Raw genomic sequence first — 16,348 nt, forward strand, 5'->3', positions numbered from 1 at the left:
GTCCCCCAGGACCGGCGGCCTCACTCGCGCGCCTCCCCCCACGGGAGGCGCGTTTTTTCATAGGCGGAGGCGGGCAGGATGCGGTAAAGCTTGGAAAATATCGCAAGGATGCCCCCATGAAGCCGATTTTCGTTCTGAACGGTCCGAACCTGAACATGCTTGGCCTGCGCCAGCCCGAGATTTACGGGCAGGAAACCTTGGCCGATGTGGTGGCGCAACTTACCGACTTGGCCGCCACACTGGGGGTCAGCATCGACTGCATGCAGTCGAACCACGAAGGTCAGTTGGTAGATTGGATTCAAGGCGCGCGCGGGGTGGCGGCGGGGATCATCATCAATCCCGGCGCCTATTCGCATACGTCCATTGCCATTCTGGACGCGCTCAATCTGTTCGAAGGCGTGGTGCTTGAGGTGCATATCTCGAACATCCACAAACGCGAGGCGTTCCGGCATCATTCCTTCGTCTCGGGTCGTGCCGAGGGCGTGATCGCGGGCTTTGGCACCGAGGGCTATCTGCTGGCTTTGCGGCGGATGGCTTCGGTTCTGAAGCGTTAGGGCGATGGTTGGGTGGGAGCCTCCGGCGGGAGTATTTAGGCCAAGATGAAGGGCTTTCTGTGGCATCCAGAGGCGCGGGTTCTGGGCGACGACCGGGCGTTGCGCGCGGCTTTGGCTGCGCCGGGGCAGGCGTTTCGGATCGGCGGGGTCGGCCCGCAGCCGGTGGGCGAGGGCGTTTTTGAGACGCTGACCTCTGGCTCGTCCGGGCAGCCGCGGCGAATTTTGCGCAGCATGGAGTCTTGGCTGGCCAGTTTTGCGGTGAATGCGCGGCTGTTTGGCATCGGGCCGGGGTGCCGAATGGCTGTGTTGGGCGATCTTGTGCAGTCTTTGGCGCTTTATGGTGCGATGGAAGCGCTGCATCTGGGCGCAGAGGTGATGCTGCTGGGCGGTCTGCGCCCGGATCGGCAGGCGCATGCTTTGGCCGGGGTGCAGGTGATCTATGCAACCCCGGCGCAACTCAGGCTGTTGGTCGAGGCGGACTGGCAGGCGCAGGGGCTGATTCTGGTGGGCGGCTCGAAACTGGATGCGGGCCTGCGGGCAGCTTTGGCGGGGGCGGAGGTGCGCGAGTTTTACGGTGCCGCCGAGGCGAGTTTCATCACACTCGCTGGGCCGGATGCGCCTGCGGATTCGGTTGGCATGCCCTATCCGGGGGTAGAGGTTGATGTGCGGGCCGGGCAGATCTGGGTGCGATCGCCCTATCTGTTTCAGGGTTATGCTGGGGCGGATGCGGGCGGCGCTGTTTGGGATCAGGGCTGGCTTTCGGTCGGCGAGATGGGGCGGATGGAGGGCGATTATCTCTATCTGTCGGGGCGTGCCGGGCGCATGGTGACGGTGGCAGATCAGAACGTGTTTCCCGAAGAAATCGAGAGCTTCATCGCCGGATTGCCGGGGGTGGCGCGGGTGGCGGTGTTGCCGCGCCCCGATGCGCTGCGCGGGGCGGTGATGGTGGCGGTGGTGCAGGGTGATCCGGCGGCTGAAACATCAATCCTGACCGCCTGTCGGCAGCGTTTGGGCGGGTTGGTGGCCCCGAAGGCGGTGATCTGGCGCGCGGATTGGCCGGTGCTGGCATCGGGCAAAACCGATCTTGTCCGGCTGGCGCGTGAGGTTGGGCTGTGAGTGCTATTCTTGCAGCGAAGCGGACTGGGGTGGTGCCGCGCGGCGGGGCGTTCGCGCGGCTGGAGATCGAGGATCTGGCCGCGCCGGTGGTGCAGGCTCTGCTGGCGGCTGCGGGGATTACGGCGGGGGCGGTTGATGAGCTGATCTGCGCCAACGCCTTGGGCGCGGGGGGCAATCCGGCGCGGCGGGTGGCGCTGGCGGCGGGTTTGCCAGAACGGGTGGCAGGGCTGTCGGTGGATCGGCAATGCGCGGGCGGGCTGGATGCGGTGCTGCTGGCGCGGGCTTTGGTTGACAGCGGCGCGGCAGAGGTGGTGATCGCGGGCGGGGTGGAAAGCTACTCGCGCCGGCCAATCCGGCTGCGCAGCGATCCGGGTGGCGGGCCAGCCGTGGTCTATGATCAGGCCCGCTTCACGCCCTGGCCCGACCGTGACCCCGGCATGGCCGAGGCGGCGGCGGCTTTGGCGGCGCGGCTGGGGATTGCGCGGGCGGCGCAGGATGCTTGGGCGGTGGCGAGCCATGCCAAGGCGCGGGTCTGCGCGGGCGAGATTGTCGCCTTGGCCGGGGTGGAGCGGGACGTGTTTGCGCGCGGCTTGAGTTTGGCTGTGGCAGCGCGGGCCAAGGTTTTGACCGGCACGATCACAGCGGCGAATGCGGCGGTGGCGGCGGATGCGGCGGCTTTCGTGCTGGTGGTCTCGGATCGCATCGCGGCGGGGCGGGGCTTGCGGATTGTGGGCGGGGCGACGCTGGGGGGCGACCCGGTTGAGCCGGGGCTGGCCCCGGTGGCGGCGATTGCGGCAGCGTTGCAGCGAGCTGGAGTCGCTGCGGATCAGGTCGCGGCGGCCGAGGTGATGGAGGCCTATGCGGCGCAGGCGATTGCCTGCCTGACCGGGGCGGGGCTGGATGCTGCCGTGGTCAATATCGGCGGCGGGGCGCTGGCGCGTGGGCATCCGATCGGGGCCTCGGGCGCGGTGCTGGCGGTGCGGCTGTTTCATGAATTGCAGGCCGGGATCGGCCTTGCCGCGATTGCGGCGGCGGGCGGGATCGGCACCGCCTTGGTGGTGCAGAAATAGGTGTCCACGCGTGGACACGGGTTTCGTATAAATGATTTCAAGGGGTTATGGGGTGGTGTTCAGGGTTTGTTAAGGTTTGGCCGGGTTTGCTTGCACCAGATCAGGGGGCATTCTGCCCTCGCGGCCTGCGGCCTCACCCCCTTGAGGATATTTGTGCCAAGGTGAAATGGGGGGCTTGGTTGCTGGGATTTTAGTAACGCAACAAAAAAGGGCGGGGTTAACCCCGCCCTACAATAAACCGGATCGGCCTACCTTACCCGCGCGACAGCAGGGCCTCGGGGCGCATTTGGGCGATGGATTTGGTGATCAGCGCGGCGAGGACGGCTTTGATCAGATCGCCCGGCAGGAAGGCTGCGGCGGCAATCGCCATGTCGGGCAGCGGTTTGTCCAGCATGATCGCCATGCCGGGGATGCCGAAAGCGTAAAGCACCGCGATGCCGCCGATCAGCGCGCCCGCAAAGGCTGCGGGGAACAGCGCGAGTCTGGTGTTTTGGGTGATCAGGCCGGCGACAAAGGCGGCAATCGGAAAGCCCACGACATAGCCGATGCTGGGCGATTGGATTTTCTGCCATGTGGTCGTAAAGCCCGGAAATACCGGCACGATCAGCCCGACGACAAGGAACAAAAGCACCGCCAGCGCGCCGCGTTTGGCCCCCAGCACGGTGCCGCACAGCATGATGCCCATGCTTTGCGCAGTGATCGGCACGCCTGCGGCGAGGTCGATTTTGGGCACGAGACCCAGCACGGCGATCAGCGCGGCGAAAAGGGCGATGTGGGTGAGGTTCTTTTCCATGGGCGTCTCTCCTGCTTGTGTGGCGCAGTTAGGCCGGGGGATTACGGGCGCGCAACCGCTATTTTTGGACAGCGGGGTTTGGGGGTTGTCTGACATGGCGCGGTTGGAGGCATTGGGCCTTCAGCCCAAGCCACCCCGGGCGCGCAAAGCCTCGGCGGTATGGGTGGCGTCGTCGAGCGCGGCGAGCGTGCTGGGCAGGAAGATGCGCCAGCCTGCACGTTTGGCGGAACGGGCGCGCCAGGACTCGGCGATTTGGCCTGCGCGCAGTAGCATGGTGGGGATGAAGCGGATGGTCAGCCCAATGGCCAGTGCAAGGGTTTTCGGCGCGATGATCGGGCTGAGTGGGCGGGCGAGGCTTTGGATGCAGCGCGTCAACTCGGTCAGTTTGCTGGTCATGGTGACGAAATTCGCGGCAGCCACACCGATGATCATGCGGGTGATCACGGTGATACCCGCCGGGTCGCGCAGCCAGAGGTGCCAGAGCGCGAGGATTACGATCAGCGGGACCAGCGGGCGCAGGGATTTCAGGGTTTGCAGCGCGAAGGCTGGGCCGCAGGACAGGATCAGTGCGGCGACGGGTGGGGCGAGCAGCCAGGGTCTATCGGTGGCAAACAGGGCGATGGTGAGCGCCACGAAGGCTGCGAGTTTCAGGCTGGCGGGGATGCGGTGGGCGTAGGTCTCAATCGGCGAGGTCAGTGTCAGCATCATGCTCTCCGATCCGGGCCATTTCGGCGGTGAAGGCGGGCAGAACTGTGTCGGGCGGCCCATCGGCGCGGATGCCGCCCTGATCCAGCCACAGCACGCGGTCGCAGGCCGAAACGGTGGCGGGATCGTGGGTGATGGTGATCAGGCGTTGCGGTACGGCTGACAGGCGGCGGGCGAGACGGGTTTGGGTGGGGAGGTCGAGCCCGGCGAAGGGTTCGTCAAGCAGGATGGTGGCGGGCTGCATCAGAAGGATCGACAGCAGGCACAGGTAATGCCGCTGGCCTTGGCTGAGGGTGTGGGTCAGCGCCTTTGCCCAGTGGCTGCGGTTTTCGGCGGCCAGCAGGGTGGTGACGGCGCGCTGGGCTTGCGCTTCGGTCTGGCCTTGCTGGCGCAGGCCGAAGCCGAGTTCCTCGGCCACGGTGGGGAACAGGATCTGGTGGTCGGGGTTCTGAAACAGGATGCCCAGGCGCGGCAGGATCGCCTTGCGGTCGGTGGGGTTGAGGCCGTCGATGGTCACGCTGCCGGTGGTGGGCGGGATCAGCCCTGCCAGCAGGCGAAGGAGCGTGGTCTTGCCCGAGCCGTTGCGGCCGATGATGCCGATGCGATGCTCGGACAGGGTCAGCGAAAGGCCCGACAGGATCACCTTGCCGCCCAAGGTGACGGAGGCGTTCTGAAGGGTGATGCCTTGGCTGCTGGTCATTTACGGGTTCCCTGCTTGGCCCGGTGATAGCGCGGTGCGGGAGAGGGGGGAAGGGGGTGAGGGTGGTCCCGAGTTGGGACCATCAGGCGATGTAATGAAATCAATGGCTTAGATTGGCGTTTTCAGGAGTTGTTAACTTTTGAGCTGCGCATTGCGCACGCAGCGCGTTGTCAAACGGCTTGGTGAAGGCGTTGACGGATGCCGAGTTACCTATATGGTTGCAATATACAACTATATAGGCAAGCCGCCATGCCCTCTGCTTCGATCCCCGACACCGTTGAACACATCCGCAGCGCGGCGCGGCTGCTGGTGCGCGAACTTGGCTTTATGGGCGGTGATTTTGCGGGCGGAAACCTGTCGCCCTCGGCGGTGCATGCGCTGATCGAGATCGAGGCCGGGCAGGTCAGCGCGCGGGATCTGGGGCTGCTGTTGCATCTGGAGAAATCCAGCGTCAGCCGGATGCTGCGCAAGCTGATCACAAGTGGTGAGGTGGTTGAGCAGTCCACTGCCGACGGAAGGCTCAAACGGCTGGCGCTGACCGAAGCCGGGCAGAAGCGGCTGGCAGCGATTCATGCCTTTGCGCGGGCGCAGGTGGCCGAGGCGCTGGCACGGTTGCAGCCTGGGCAGGATCGGGTGGTGCTGGCGGGGTTGCAGCTTTATGCCAAGGCACTGGGGGCCAACGCTGCGCCGCCTGCGGTCGAGATCGCCGAAGGTTATCGCAGCGGGCTGACCGCGCGGATCACCCAGATGCACGCGGAATATTACGCCCGGCACGCAGGCTTTGGCCGCCAGTTTGAGGCCGTGGTGGCTGGCGGGCTGGCCGGGTTTAGCGGCCGTCTGGACCGCCCACGCAACGCGATCTGGGCGGCGCTGCAGGGCGATCAGATTGTCGGTTCTATCGCGATTGATGGCGAGGATCTGGGCGGCAACTGCGCTCACCTACGTTGGTTCATCACCGATGATGCGGTGCGGGGATCAGGGGCAGGGCGGCAGTTGTTGGACGCAGCACTGGGTTTTGTCGAAGCGCAGGGGTTTGAGGCGACGCATCTGTGGACATTCAGCGGGCTTTCAGCCGCGCGGCATTTGTATGAAGCGCATGGATTTGAGTTGGTGGAGGAGCGGCCAGGCCAGCAATGGGGTAGTGAGGTGCTAGAGCAGAAGTTTGTGCGGTTGAGGCGGTAGATTTCGGCGCAGGGAAATTTGTATCAACCTGAAACGGCTGGCGTTGATGCTGTCTGCGTGCATAGATGCCGTTGGGAGCGAATTTGGCGCGGAAGATGGGGTGTTCATTTGCGTGAGTTATGGGCCGGAATCATGCTGGCGCTGACTGCAGTGCCCAGCATGGCAGATGTGAAAGTTTACCCGCTGAAAAGTGAAATGCGGCTTTATTCCGAGGACAAGCTCGGGGAAGCCGGACGCGGCTACTTTGGCGATTTCAAGAAAGACGGCCGTTACTTTGGCGCGTTCTATTATAACGCTGCAGAAGATGTAGCGTGGGGAATCATGGATGTCGCCTCGGTAAAAGATGCCATGCGGATCGCACAGGCCGAATGTGAGCGGGTTTCCAAAGTGAAAAACCATTGCAAGCTTTATGCGGCGGTGGTGCCGAAAGGCTTCGTCGGGGATGCCGTTACGGCGCAAGGTCTGTCTGCATCTTCGATGAAAACCTATGCCAAGCAATATCTTCCAAACCTTAAGCCGAACAGTTACGGGGTGTTCGCTCAGAACGCCATGGGCAATCCGGGCTATGCGTGGGGATATGAAGACTTGGCGGAAGCCAAAGAGCGCGCCATGCTGGAATGTGAAGGCAGTGCTACGACGAACTTGGCCCGCAGCCCCGCGCTGACGCGGAAATTGGCCGTGAAATCGGGCATGACCCTCTGCAAAATTATTGAGCAGCGCGGACCGTGAGGCAAACTTACGCACAACGAAAAACGCCGGGTTTGACCCCGGCGTTTTGATTTCTCATCGCTTGGCTTAGCCCTGACGCGCCGCAGCCACCGCAGCCTCAAGAATATCCATCGCTTCGGCGAAATGCGCGTCGGGGATGGTGATCGGGGCGAGGAAGCGCACCACGTTGCCGTAGACGCCGCAGGTCAGCAGGATCAGGCCGCGTTTTTGCGCCTCGACCCGGACGCGGGTGGTGAAGCCTGCGTCTGGTTCGTGGTTCGCCGGGTTGGCGAATTCAACGGCGACCATAAAGCCGGGGCCACGGATGTCGGCGATTTCCGGCGTGGTGGAGCGGATTGCTTCCAGACGCTGTTTCAGGCGGCCACCAAGTTCATTGGCGCGGGCGCAAAGCTGCTCTTCCTCGATCACATCCAGCACGGCATTGGCGGCGGCGATGCCGATCGGGTTGCCGCCATAGGTGCCGCCCAGACCGCCGGGGTGGGCTGCGTCCATCAGAGAGGCTTTGCCAGTGAGGGCTGCCAGCGGCAGACCGCCTGCAAGGCCCTTGGCCATGGTGGTGATATCGGCAGCCACGCCTGATTGCTCCATCGCGAACATGGTGCCGGTGCGGGCAAAGCCGGTTTGCACTTCATCCGCGATCATTACGATGCCGTGGTCATCGCACAGCTTGCGGACGGCGCGGAGCAGGTCTTTCGGTGCGGGGTAGAAGCCGCCCTCGCCCTGCACGGGTTCAAGGATGATCGCGGCAACGCGGGTCGGGTCCAGATCGGCCTTGAACAGTTTGGTAATGCCCGCCATCGCGTCATCTGTCGAGATGCCGTGGATCTCTTGCGGGAAGGGCACGTGGTAGACATCGGGCATCATCGCGCCGAAGCCCTTTTTGTAGGGATCGACCTTGCCAGTCAGCGACATGCCGAGCAGGGTGCGGCCGTGGAAGGCACCACCAAAGGCGATGATGGCGTTGCGGCCTGTGGCGATTCGGGCCACTTTCACCGCATTTTCAACGGCTTCAGCGCCGGTCGTGACAAAGACGGTTTTCTTTGGGAAATCACCGGGGACAAGCGCGTTCAGACGCTCGGCCAGGCGTACATAGTTTTCGTAGGGCAAAACCTGATGGCAGGTGTGGGTGAATTTCGACATCTGCGCGGTCACGGCGGCCATGACTTTCGGGTGACAATGGCCAGTGTTGACCACCGCAATGCCAGCAGCGAAGTCGATGTAGCGGTTGCCCTCAATATCCCAGACTTCCGAATTCAGCGCGTGATCGACGTAGATTTCGGTCTGCACCCCCACCCCGCGCGAGATGCTGTCTGTGCGGCGGCGGGCGATTTCGGCGTTTTTCATCAGATTCCCCTTCGTGGCGGTCGCGCGAGTTTGGCGACTTTCTTGCGCCGCATATGATCAAAATTTTGGTAAAGCGTCCATCGGCCCAGAAATGGTTTCGATAAGTCCAGTTATGGGGTGGGTTCAGTCCAGTCTGGACTGCGCGAGGGGCAAAGTTAATGGCGATTCACTTGTTGTTAACTTTGGCCGGTGCAGACTGCGAATCGTGAATGAGGCGAGGCGCAGATGGCCAAGGGTTTGCACATATCCCACACCCCAAGTTCCGCACCCTCGGACGCGGACCCTGTTCTTTGGCTTCGTCTCATTCGCTCGCGTCGTGTGGGTGCGGTGACGTTTCATCGGCTGTTGGCGGATCACGGCGGGGTCGAGGCGGCACTGGCGGCGCTGCCGGAGATCGCAAAGGCGGCGGGAGTGGAGGATTACAGTCTTTGTCCGCTTGAGGTGGTGCGGGCCGAGATGGCGCAGGCGCGGCTGGCGCGGGCGCGGTTGCTGCTGTGGGGGCAGGCGGGATATCCGGCAGCGCTGATGGATCTGGCCGATGCGCCGCCCGTGCTATGGGCGCAGGGCGATGTCGGGCTGCTGGCGCGACCGATGGTGGCGCTGGTGGGCGCGCGCAATGCATCAAGCCTGGGGCTGCGGATGACGAGGCGGTTGGTGGAAGGGCTGGCGCAGGCGGGGCAAGTCGTGGTCTCGGGCCTTGCGCGCGGCATTGATGCCGAGGCGCATCAGGCGGCGCTGGACACTGGCACGGTGGCGGTGCAGGCGGGCGGGGTGGATGTGGTTTATCCGGTTGAGAACAGCGACCTTGCGGCACAGATTGCCGAACGGGGTTGCCGGATTTCGGAACAACCGATGGGCTTGGTGCCGCAGGCGCGGCATTTTCCTCAGCGCAACCGGATTGTCTCGGGGCTGGCGCGGGCGGTGGTGGTGGTCGAGGCTGCGGCGCGGTCCGGCAGCCTGATCACCGCGAAAAACGCGCTGGATCAAGGGCGCGAGGTGCTGGCGGTGCCGGGGCATCCGTTCGATGCGCGGGCGGCGGGCTGCAATATACTGCTGCGCGATGGCGCGATGCTGGTGCGCTCGGCGCAGGATGTGCTAGAGGCGATTGGCGTGCAGGGGCATTTCGCCGCTGCCGCAGCAGCCCCGGTTGAGCCTGTCGCGGTGCCAGACCCGCTGCCCGGACCAGTGCCACAACGCCGCCCGCTGGCGGATATTGCGGCGGTCCACAGCCAGATCCTCGCCCGGCTTGGCCCCAGCCCCTTGGCCGAGGATCAACTGATCCGTGATCTGGCGTTGCCGCCGGGGATGCTATCGCCCGCGCTGATCTCGCTGGAGCTGGAGGGGCGGATTTTGCGGCAATCGGGGGGCCTGCTCAGCCGAGTGGACTGAGCGGCACTGGGCTTTCATCTTGGCTTAAATACTCCCGCCGGAGGCTTCTATGGCTTCGGTCGGATGCCTCCGGCGGGAGTATTTGCGCCAATGTGAAAGTATCACTTGTGCATGACCAAAGCGGTTTCGGTAGAGGCCCGGTTGACATCCCCGCGCAAAGCCCCACATGGTGCCTCGCCGCCCATTCGCCTGTTTTCAAGGGAATTTCATGCCCGTCGTCGTTGTAGAATCGCCTGCTAAGGCCAAGACAATCAATAAATATCTTGGTTCGGACTATGTGGTTCTGGCCTCTTACGGCCATGTGCGCGACCTGCCTGCCAAAGATGGATCGGTGGATACCGAACACGGATTCGACATGCTGTGGGAGGTCGCGGCCGACAGCAAAAAGCACATTCGTGCCATCACCGAGGCGCTGAAAACCGACGATACGCTGATCCTCGCGACCGACCCTGATCGCGAGGGCGAGGCAATTTCCTGGCATCTGCAAGAGGCTTTGGCCAGCACGCTGAAGAAAGGCAAAAAGGTGTCGCGCGTCACCTTCAACGCCATCACCAAAGAGGCGGTGACGGATGCGATGAAGCATCCGCGCCAAGTTGATCAGCCGCTGGTTGACGCCTATCTCGCGCGCCGCGCTTTGGATTATCTTGTGGGATTCACCCTTTCGCCGGTGCTGTGGCGCAAGCTGCCGGGGTCACGCTCGGCGGGGCGGGTGCAATCGGTTTGCCTGCGGTTGATTGTCGAGCGCGAGATGGAGATTGAAGCCTTCCGCGCGCGCGAGTTCTGGTCGGTTGCGGCGGTGCTGGCCACGCCCCGGGGGCAGGATTTTGAGGCGCGGCTGACGGTGTTGGGCGGCAAACGCTTGGACAAATTCGACATTCCGACGGCGGAGGCTGCGGAGTTGGCCGTGCAGGCTGTCACTTCTCGAACATTGGCAGTGCTTTCGGTCGAGGCCAAGCCCGCCAGCCGCAACCCCTATCCGCCGTTCATGACCTCGACCCTGCAACAGGAAGCCAGCCGCAAATACGGCATGGGGGCGAAGGCCTGCATGTCGGCGGCGCAGCGGCTGTATGAGGCGGGCTACATCACCTATATGCGAACCGATGGCATTGATATGGCGCCTGAAGCGGTGGCGCAGGCGCGGGCGGAAATTGGTAAACGCTTTGGCGTAGCTTATGTGCCGGATGCGCCGCGGATCTATAAAAACAAGGCCAAGAACGCGCAGGAAGCGCATGAATGTATCCGCCCGACCGATATGGGCGTGGCCCCGGCTGACCTGCGCCTGTCGGAACGTGATCAGGCAAACCTCTATGAGCTGATCTGGAAGCGCACCATTGCCAGCCAAATGGCCGGCGCGCGGATGGAGCGGACGGTGGTTGAAATCGGCAGCGCAGACGGGCAAGTGGGCCTGCGGGCCAATGGCCAAGTGGTTCTGTTTGATGGCTTTTTGAAGGTTTACGAAGAAGGCCGCGACGACGAGGATGAAGACGAAGGTCGTCTGCCGCAGATCATGCAGGGCGAGGCGGCCACCCCCCGCAAGGGTGGTTTCGAGGCGGCGTTCAAGAAGCAGGCTGATGCGGCGGGCAAGGATGATTTCGATCTGATCGCGGGCAAGGCTTCGCTGCGCCGGGTGGCCTCGGCGGTGATCAGCCCGGATGGTGCGATTCTGGCCAGCCAAAGCCACACCCAACCGCCGCCGCGCTATACTGAGGCGACTCTGGTCAAGCGGATGGAGGAGTTGGGGATCGGGCGGCCTTCGACATATGCGTCTGTGTTAACCACGATTGTCGACCGTGAATATGTCCGCAAGGACAAGAACCGCCTGTTCCCCGAGGACAAGGGGCGGCTTGTCACGGCGTTTCTGACCAACTTTTTCCGCCGCTATGTCGAATATGATTTCACCGCTGATCTGGAAAGCCAGTTGGATGACGTCTCGGCGGGGGAGCGCGATTACAAGGAAGTTCTGGCGCGGTTCTGGCGAGATTTCTCGGCGGCGATTGCCGAGACGGCCGATCTGCGGATTGGCGAAGTGCTGGACAAGATTGACGATTTCCTCAGCCCGCATCTGTATCCACTGCGCGAGGACGGCTCAGACCCGCGGATTTGCACGTCTTGCGGCACCGGGCGGCTGCATCTGAAAACCTCGCGCTCGGGTGGGGCGTTCATCGGCTGCGGTAACTATCCTGAGTGCCGGTATACCCGCCCGATTTCGGGCGAGGAGGGCGGCTCGGTTGATGGCCGGGTGTTGGGCGTGGATGAGGATGGGGTCGAGATTTCTCTGCGTGCGGGGCGGTTTGGGCCTTATGTGCAGAAGGGGGAAGCCTCGGAAGAGGTGCCGAAACCGCCGCGCGCCAGCCTGCCGAAGGGTTGGGAATCCGGCGCGTTGACGTTGGAGCGCGCGATTGAACTGTTGAGCCTGCCGCGCCAGATCGGGCCGCACCCCGAAGATGGTGTGATGGTGGAAGCGGCGATCGGGCGGTTTGGGCCTTATGTCAAACACGGCACGGTTTACGCCAATATCCCGGATGTTGAGGAAGTGTTTACCATCGGCATGAACCGCGCGGTGGAAGTTCTGGCGCTTAAGGCGGCAGGGCGGCGCGGGGCTGCGGTGGCGGAGCCGCTCAGGGCTTTGGGCGAGCATCCTGATGGTGGGCCGGTGCAGGTGATGCCTGGGAAATATGGGCCCTATGTCAAATGGGCGAAGGTCAATGCGACCCTGCCGAAGGAATTGAGCCCGGAGGCGGTGACGCTGGAGGAGGCGGTGGCTTTGATCGCGGAAAAGGCGGGCAAATCCGGCAAAAAGGCCCCGGCGAAGAAGGCGGCGGCCAAACCTGCTGCGGCGAAAAAAGCACCTGCGAAGAAGGCGGCGGACAAGGCCCCCGCAAAGGGAGCGGCGAAAAAGCCTGCAGCCAAGAAAACAGCGGCCCCGAAAGCCAAGGCCGCTGTCTCTGACGTGGTCGACGACTGAATTTAAGCGCGCGGGTTGATGAGTTTCGCCATCAACCCCGCAGCGCGGATCACACCGATATGCACGCCGTTTTCGCTGACGTTCAACGCGGTTTCACTGTCGGACAGGCGTTGCATCACGGCTTTCACGGGGGTTTCGCAATCGACTGAGGCACCATCGCACGAGCCTGCCTGCATCACATCGCGCGCGGTCAGCACGCCGAGCGGGTTCATATGTGCCACGAAATCAGCAACATAGTCGGAAACCGGGTCGGCGATGATCTCGCGCGCGGTGCCGATCTGCACGATGCGGCCACCCTCCATCAGTGCGATGCGGTTGCCGAGTTTGAACGCCTCATCCAGATCGTGTGACACGAAGATGATGGTGCGTTTCAGCTTGGCTTGCAGGTCGAGCAGTTCATCTTGCAGCCGCGCGCGGATCAGCGGATCGAGGGCCGAGAACGGCTCGTCCATCAGCAGGATCGGGGCTTCGGTGGCGAAGGCGCGGGCGAGGCCGACGCGCTGCTGCATGCCGCCAGAAAGCTCTCCAACTTTGCGGTCGGCCCATTGCGACAGGTTCACCAACGCAAGCTGCTGATCGACCTTGGCGCGGCGGGCATCGGGCGTTTGTCCTGCAAGTTCAAGGCCTAAGCCCACGTTATCCCGCACGGAGCGCCACGGCAGCAGACCGAATTGCTGGAACACCATGGCGATTTTCGACAACCGCAACCCGCGCAGGGACTCGCCCTTGGCCTTGGTCACGGACACCATCTTGGCCCCGTCCCAAACCCGCACCTCGCCGCGCACCACCGGGTTCAGCGCATTCACCCCGCGCAGAAGCGTGGACTTGCCAGAGCCTGACAGGCCCATCAGTACCAGAATCTCGCCCTCGGCCACCGACAGGCTGCAATCATGCACGCCCAAGATCTGGCCGGTTTGCGCCTGAATATCTGTGCGCGACATGCCCTTGTCCATCAGCGGCAGGGCGCGGTCGGGCTGGTCTCCGAACACGATAGAGACGCGATCAAACTCTACTGCATTTACCATGGCTTACACCTTGCGTTGGAAGGTGGCGCGCAGAGCAATGGCGACCACAACGATAACAAAACCGCTCTCAAACCCTTTGGCGGCGTTCACGGAGGCCAGCGCGCGCATCACCGGCACGCCCAGACCATTCGCGCCGACCATCGAGGCGATGACCACCATCGACAGCGACAGCATGATGGTCTGGTTCAGGCCGACCATGATCTGCGGCAAGGCCCAAGGCAGTTCGACCTTCCACAGCCGTTGCCGCGGGGTGGCCCCGAAAGAGGTGGCAGCTTCCAGCAGCGCGGTGGGGGTCGAGGCCACGCCGAGTTCGGTCAGCCGGATCGGGGCGGGCAGCACGAAGATCACCGTGGCGATCAGGCCGGGGACCATGCCGATGCCAAAGAAAATGATCGCGGGGATCAGGTAGACGAACGTCGGCAAGGTCTGCATCAGATCCATCACCGGCGAGAGTGCGGCGTTCAGCTTGGCGTTATGAGCGCAGGCGATGCCAATCGGCACGCCGATGGCCATGCAGACCGCGCAAGACGACAGGATCAGCGTGAGGCTTTCGGTGGTTTCTTTCCAATAGCCTTGGTTCAGCACGAACAGAAAGCCAAGGCCTACGCCGAGGCATATCTTCCAGTTGCGCTGCAGAACCCAGGCGATGATGATGAAAATGGCGATGATCACCAAGGGGTTGGGCGCTTGCAACAGCCATTTGAAGCCGTTGATCAGCCCTTCAAGTACGTCGGCGATCACGTTGAAAATCGCGCTCAGGTTAGTTTTCATCCAAGTGAAAACTGCGTTTGCCCATGCCCCGATCGGGATTTTATACGCCGTCAACCAATCCATTCACTGTCCCCTTGTTGGATAGAAAAAGGCCCCGATCTTCCGCCGGGGCCTTTGGTTATTTCAGCGCGGCCGTCACCGCCGCCAGCGCATCGCCGCCGTCTTTGGTGGTGACACCTTCCAGCCAGGGCCCCAGAACCTCGGGGTGCGCGGCAAGCCAGGTTTTCGCAGCTGCGGTCGGATCGGTGCCGTAATCCAGAATTGCTCCCATCAGCTCGTTCTCCATCGGCAGGGTGAAGGCGAGGTTCTGGAAGAAGCGGCCCGGATTGGGGCAATCGGCGGTATAGCCCTTGCGGCTGATGGTATAGACGGTGGCACCGCCAAGGTTCGGCCCGAAGAAATCATCGCCGCCGGTCAGGTAGGTGATGTCGAGCTTGACGTTCATCGGATGCGGCTCCCATGCGAGCCAGACCACCGGCTTGCCTTCGGCGGTCAGCCGCGCGACTTCTGCGATCATCGCCTGTTCGCTGCTTTCCACGAGGGCAAGCTTGCCCATGCCAAAGGCATCTTTCGCAATGATGTCAAGGATCAGGCGGTTACCGTCGTTGCCTGCTTCGACGCCATACATCTGGCCATCCAGCGCATCGGCATGGGCGGCGATGTCTTTGAAATCGGCGATCCCCAGCGCTTTGCCTGCCGGGTTGGTGGCAAGGGTGAACTTTGCGCCTTCCAGATTGGTGCGCACCACGTCGATGCTGCCAGCGGCCTTGTAGGGGGCGATGATGCCTTCCATCGAGGGCAGCCAGTGGTCGGTGAACACGTCGATATCGCCGCGCGCAAGGCTTTCAAAGGTGATCGGCAAGGACAAAAGGTTGGGTTCCACCTTGTAGCCCAAGGCGGTCAGAACCACGGTGGCAAGGCCGTTTTGCGCCATGTTGTCGGTCCAGCCGACATCGACCATCCGCACGGTGCTGCAATCGGCGGCGACGCCTGCGACCGGCGTGGTCGCAAGCATCAAGGCCAGCACCGCCCGTTTGAAGCGGGCGGTTACGCTCATTGCAGGGCGGCCGTCACGGCGGCTTTGGCATCGCCACCGTCTTTGGTGGTCACGCCATCCAGCCACGGGCCGATCACATCGGGATGTGCGGCGAGCCAGGTTTTCGCAGCCTCGCGCGGATCGGTGCCGTTGTCGAGAATCTCCTTCATGATCTCATTTTCCATGGCAAGGCTGAACGACAGGTTTTGCAGCAGTTTGCCGGTGTTTGGGCATTCGGCGACATATCCTGCGCGGGAGTTGGTGGCGACGGTGGCACCACCAAGGTTAGGACCGAAGAAATCGTCACCGCCCGTCAGATAGGTCATCTTGAAATTGGCGTTCATAGGGTGGGGTTCCCAGCCGAGGAACACAATCGCCTTGCCTTCGTTATCGGCGCGGGCGACTTCGGCGAGCATGCCTTGCTCGGACGATTCCACCAGTTCCACCCCTGCGGCTTTCAGGCCGAACGAATCCTTGTCCAGCATGTCCAGAATGATTTTGTTGCCGTCATTGCCAGCCTCGATCCCGTAGATCTTGTTATCCAGATCGGCGGCATGGGCGGCGATGTCTTTGAAATCCTTGATGCCCAGTTCGGCACCTTTGGCGTTGGTGGCCAGCGTGTATTTCGCGCCTTCCAGGTTGGTGCGCACAGTGTCGACGGTTTTGGCATCGCGGTAGGGGGCGATGTTGCTATCCATCGTCGGCATCCAGTTGCCCAGGAACACATCCACATCGCCCGACGCAAGACCTTCGTAGGTCACCGGAACCGACAGCACCTTGGTTTCGGTCTCGTATCCCAAAGCCTCCAGCACCAGTGAGGTGGCGGCGGTGGTGGCGGTGATATCGGTCCAGCCGACATCCGAGAAGGTGACTTTATCGCAGCCAGCGGCAAACGCCGAACCGGCCATCGCGAAGGTGACGGCGGACGCGAGCAGCGTCGATTTGAGGGTCATGGTGGGCTCCCTGTTT

General features: G+C 62.9%; 15 protein-coding genes. 7 read left to right on the forward strand and 8 right to left on the reverse strand.

Going from position 1 to position 16,348, the window contains the following annotated elements; all coding sequences use genetic code 11:
* Positions 1 to 116: 116 nt before the first annotated feature.
* From aroQ to ACFOGH_RS00130, 3 genes are read left to right on the forward strand one after another with little or no spacing between them, the layout of a single operon-like run.
* The gene (gene aroQ / locus ACFOGH_RS00120; protein WP_380071029.1) at positions 117 to 554 is read left to right on the forward strand and encodes a type II 3-dehydroquinate dehydratase; all 438 of its coding nucleotides are present in this window, start codon (positions 117 to 119) and stop codon (positions 552 to 554) included.
* 45 nt (positions 555 to 599) lie between these two features.
* Entirely contained in the window at positions 600 to 1,670 is a 1,071-nt protein-coding gene (locus ACFOGH_RS00125) for an AMP-binding protein (protein ID WP_380071030.1), read from the forward strand.
* Positions 1,667 to 2,740, forward strand: coding sequence for a thiolase family protein (locus ACFOGH_RS00130; RefSeq protein WP_380071031.1), 1,074 nt, complete (start codon positions 1,667 to 1,669; stop codon positions 2,738 to 2,740). The genes ACFOGH_RS00125 and ACFOGH_RS00130 overlap by 4 nt, the downstream gene beginning before the upstream one ends.
* Before the next feature lie 253 nt (positions 2,741 to 2,993).
* Here the strand turns inward: ACFOGH_RS00130 and ACFOGH_RS00135 are convergent, their stop codons facing one another.
* The 3 genes from ACFOGH_RS00135 to ACFOGH_RS00145 form a co-directional block, all read right to left on the reverse strand.
* Complete coding sequence (locus ACFOGH_RS00135) at positions 2,994 to 3,533, reverse strand: biotin transporter BioY (RefSeq protein WP_380071032.1); 540 nt, start codon at positions 3,531 to 3,533, stop codon at positions 2,994 to 2,996.
* 120 nt (positions 3,534 to 3,653) lie between these two features.
* Entirely contained in the window at positions 3,654 to 4,238 is a 585-nt protein-coding gene (locus tag ACFOGH_RS00140; protein ID WP_380071033.1) for an energy-coupling factor transporter transmembrane component T family protein, read from the reverse strand.
* A complete protein-coding gene (locus tag ACFOGH_RS00145; protein WP_380071034.1) occupies positions 4,213 to 4,938 on the reverse strand; it encodes an energy-coupling factor ABC transporter ATP-binding protein in 726 nt (241 codons plus the stop codon). The genes ACFOGH_RS00140 and ACFOGH_RS00145 overlap by 26 nt, the downstream gene beginning before the upstream one ends.
* Before the next feature lie 249 nt (positions 4,939 to 5,187).
* On the opposite strand from ACFOGH_RS00145, the gene ACFOGH_RS00150 reads away from it, so the two are divergent.
* Together ACFOGH_RS00150 and ACFOGH_RS00155 are read left to right on the forward strand one after the other, a co-directional pair.
* On the forward strand, positions 5,188 to 6,120 hold the full coding sequence (locus tag ACFOGH_RS00150) for a bifunctional helix-turn-helix transcriptional regulator/GNAT family N-acetyltransferase (RefSeq protein ID WP_380071035.1): 933 nt from the start codon (positions 5,188 to 5,190) through the stop codon (positions 6,118 to 6,120).
* A gap of 132 nt (positions 6,121 to 6,252) precedes the next feature.
* Positions 6,253 to 6,849, forward strand: coding sequence for a hypothetical protein (locus tag ACFOGH_RS00155; RefSeq protein ID WP_380071036.1), 597 nt, complete (start codon positions 6,253 to 6,255; stop codon positions 6,847 to 6,849).
* A 66-nt stretch (positions 6,850 to 6,915) separates the two neighbouring features.
* Here ACFOGH_RS00155 and ACFOGH_RS00160 read toward each other — a convergent pair whose 3' ends face one another.
* Positions 6,916 to 8,193, reverse strand: coding sequence for a 4-aminobutyrate--2-oxoglutarate transaminase (locus tag ACFOGH_RS00160; protein WP_380071037.1), 1,278 nt, complete (start codon positions 8,191 to 8,193; stop codon positions 6,916 to 6,918).
* A 225-nt stretch (positions 8,194 to 8,418) separates the two neighbouring features.
* Between ACFOGH_RS00160 and dprA the strand changes: the two genes are divergently transcribed.
* Entirely contained in the window at positions 8,419 to 9,582 is a 1,164-nt protein-coding gene (dprA, locus tag ACFOGH_RS00165) for a DNA-processing protein DprA (protein ID WP_380071038.1), read from the forward strand.
* Between the two features lie 208 nt (positions 9,583 to 9,790).
* On the forward strand, positions 9,791 to 12,547 hold the full coding sequence (gene topA / locus ACFOGH_RS00170; protein WP_380071039.1) for a type I DNA topoisomerase: 2,757 nt from the start codon (positions 9,791 to 9,793) through the stop codon (positions 12,545 to 12,547).
* A 2-nt stretch (positions 12,548 to 12,549) separates the two neighbouring features.
* Here topA and choV read toward each other — a convergent pair whose 3' ends face one another.
* The 4 genes from choV to choX (ACFOGH_RS00190) are packed head-to-tail and all read right to left on the reverse strand — an operon-like array spanning position 12,550 to position 16,332.
* A complete protein-coding gene (gene choV / locus ACFOGH_RS00175; protein WP_380071040.1) occupies positions 12,550 to 13,572 on the reverse strand; it encodes a choline ABC transporter ATP-binding protein in 1,023 nt (340 codons plus the stop codon).
* 3 nt (positions 13,573 to 13,575) lie between these two features.
* The gene (choW, locus tag ACFOGH_RS00180; protein ID WP_380071041.1) at positions 13,576 to 14,406 is read right to left on the reverse strand and encodes a choline ABC transporter permease subunit; all 831 of its coding nucleotides are present in this window, start codon (positions 14,404 to 14,406) and stop codon (positions 13,576 to 13,578) included.
* A gap of 55 nt (positions 14,407 to 14,461) precedes the next feature.
* A complete protein-coding gene (choX, locus tag ACFOGH_RS00185; RefSeq protein ID WP_380071042.1) occupies positions 14,462 to 15,400 on the reverse strand; it encodes a choline ABC transporter substrate-binding protein in 939 nt (312 codons plus the stop codon).
* A complete protein-coding gene (gene choX / locus ACFOGH_RS00190) occupies positions 15,397 to 16,332 on the reverse strand; it encodes a choline ABC transporter substrate-binding protein (RefSeq protein WP_380071043.1) in 936 nt (311 codons plus the stop codon). The genes choX (ACFOGH_RS00185) and choX (ACFOGH_RS00190) overlap by 4 nt, the downstream gene beginning before the upstream one ends.
* Between the last annotated feature and the right edge of the window lie 16 nt (positions 16,333 to 16,348).

Origin of the sequence: Cypionkella sinensis (assembly GCF_042646385.1) — a bacterium.
Classification (GTDB): domain Bacteria; phylum Pseudomonadota; class Alphaproteobacteria; order Rhodobacterales; family Rhodobacteraceae; genus Cypionkella; species Cypionkella sinensis.

Bases quoted from the DNA above. Each gene is read 5' to 3' on its own strand.
- choX (WP_380071042.1), bottom strand. From the start codon at position 15,400: ATGAGCGTAACCGCCCGCTTCAAACGGGCGGTGCTGGCCTTGATGCTT.
- ACFOGH_RS00135 (WP_380071032.1), bottom strand. From the start codon at position 3,533: ATGGAAAAGAACCTCACCCACATCGCCCTTTTCGCCGCGCTGATCGCC.
- choX (WP_380071043.1), bottom strand. From the start codon at position 16,332: ATGACCCTCAAATCGACGCTGCTCGCGTCCGCCGTCACCTTCGCGATG.
- choW (WP_380071041.1), bottom strand. From the start codon at position 14,406: ATGGATTGGTTGACGGCGTATAAAATCCCGATCGGGGCATGGGCAAAC.
- topA (WP_380071039.1), top strand. From the start codon at position 9,791: ATGCCCGTCGTCGTTGTAGAATCGCCTGCTAAGGCCAAGACAATCAAT.
- aroQ (WP_380071029.1), top strand. From the start codon at position 117: ATGAAGCCGATTTTCGTTCTGAACGGTCCGAACCTGAACATGCTTGGC.
- ACFOGH_RS00140 (WP_380071033.1), bottom strand. From the start codon at position 4,238: ATGCTGACACTGACCTCGCCGATTGAGACCTACGCCCACCGCATCCCC.
- ACFOGH_RS00150 (WP_380071035.1), top strand. From the start codon at position 5,188: ATGCCCTCTGCTTCGATCCCCGACACCGTTGAACACATCCGCAGCGCG.
- ACFOGH_RS00155 (WP_380071036.1), top strand. From the start codon at position 6,253: ATGCTGGCGCTGACTGCAGTGCCCAGCATGGCAGATGTGAAAGTTTAC.
- ACFOGH_RS00160 (WP_380071037.1), bottom strand. From the start codon at position 8,193: ATGAAAAACGCCGAAATCGCCCGCCGCCGCACAGACAGCATCTCGCGC.
- ACFOGH_RS00125 (WP_380071030.1), top strand. From the start codon at position 600: ATGAAGGGCTTTCTGTGGCATCCAGAGGCGCGGGTTCTGGGCGACGAC.
- choV (WP_380071040.1), bottom strand. From the start codon at position 13,572: ATGGTAAATGCAGTAGAGTTTGATCGCGTCTCTATCGTGTTCGGAGAC.
- dprA (WP_380071038.1), top strand. From the start codon at position 8,419: ATGGCCAAGGGTTTGCACATATCCCACACCCCAAGTTCCGCACCCTCG.
- ACFOGH_RS00145 (WP_380071034.1), bottom strand. From the start codon at position 4,938: ATGACCAGCAGCCAAGGCATCACCCTTCAGAACGCCTCCGTCACCTTG.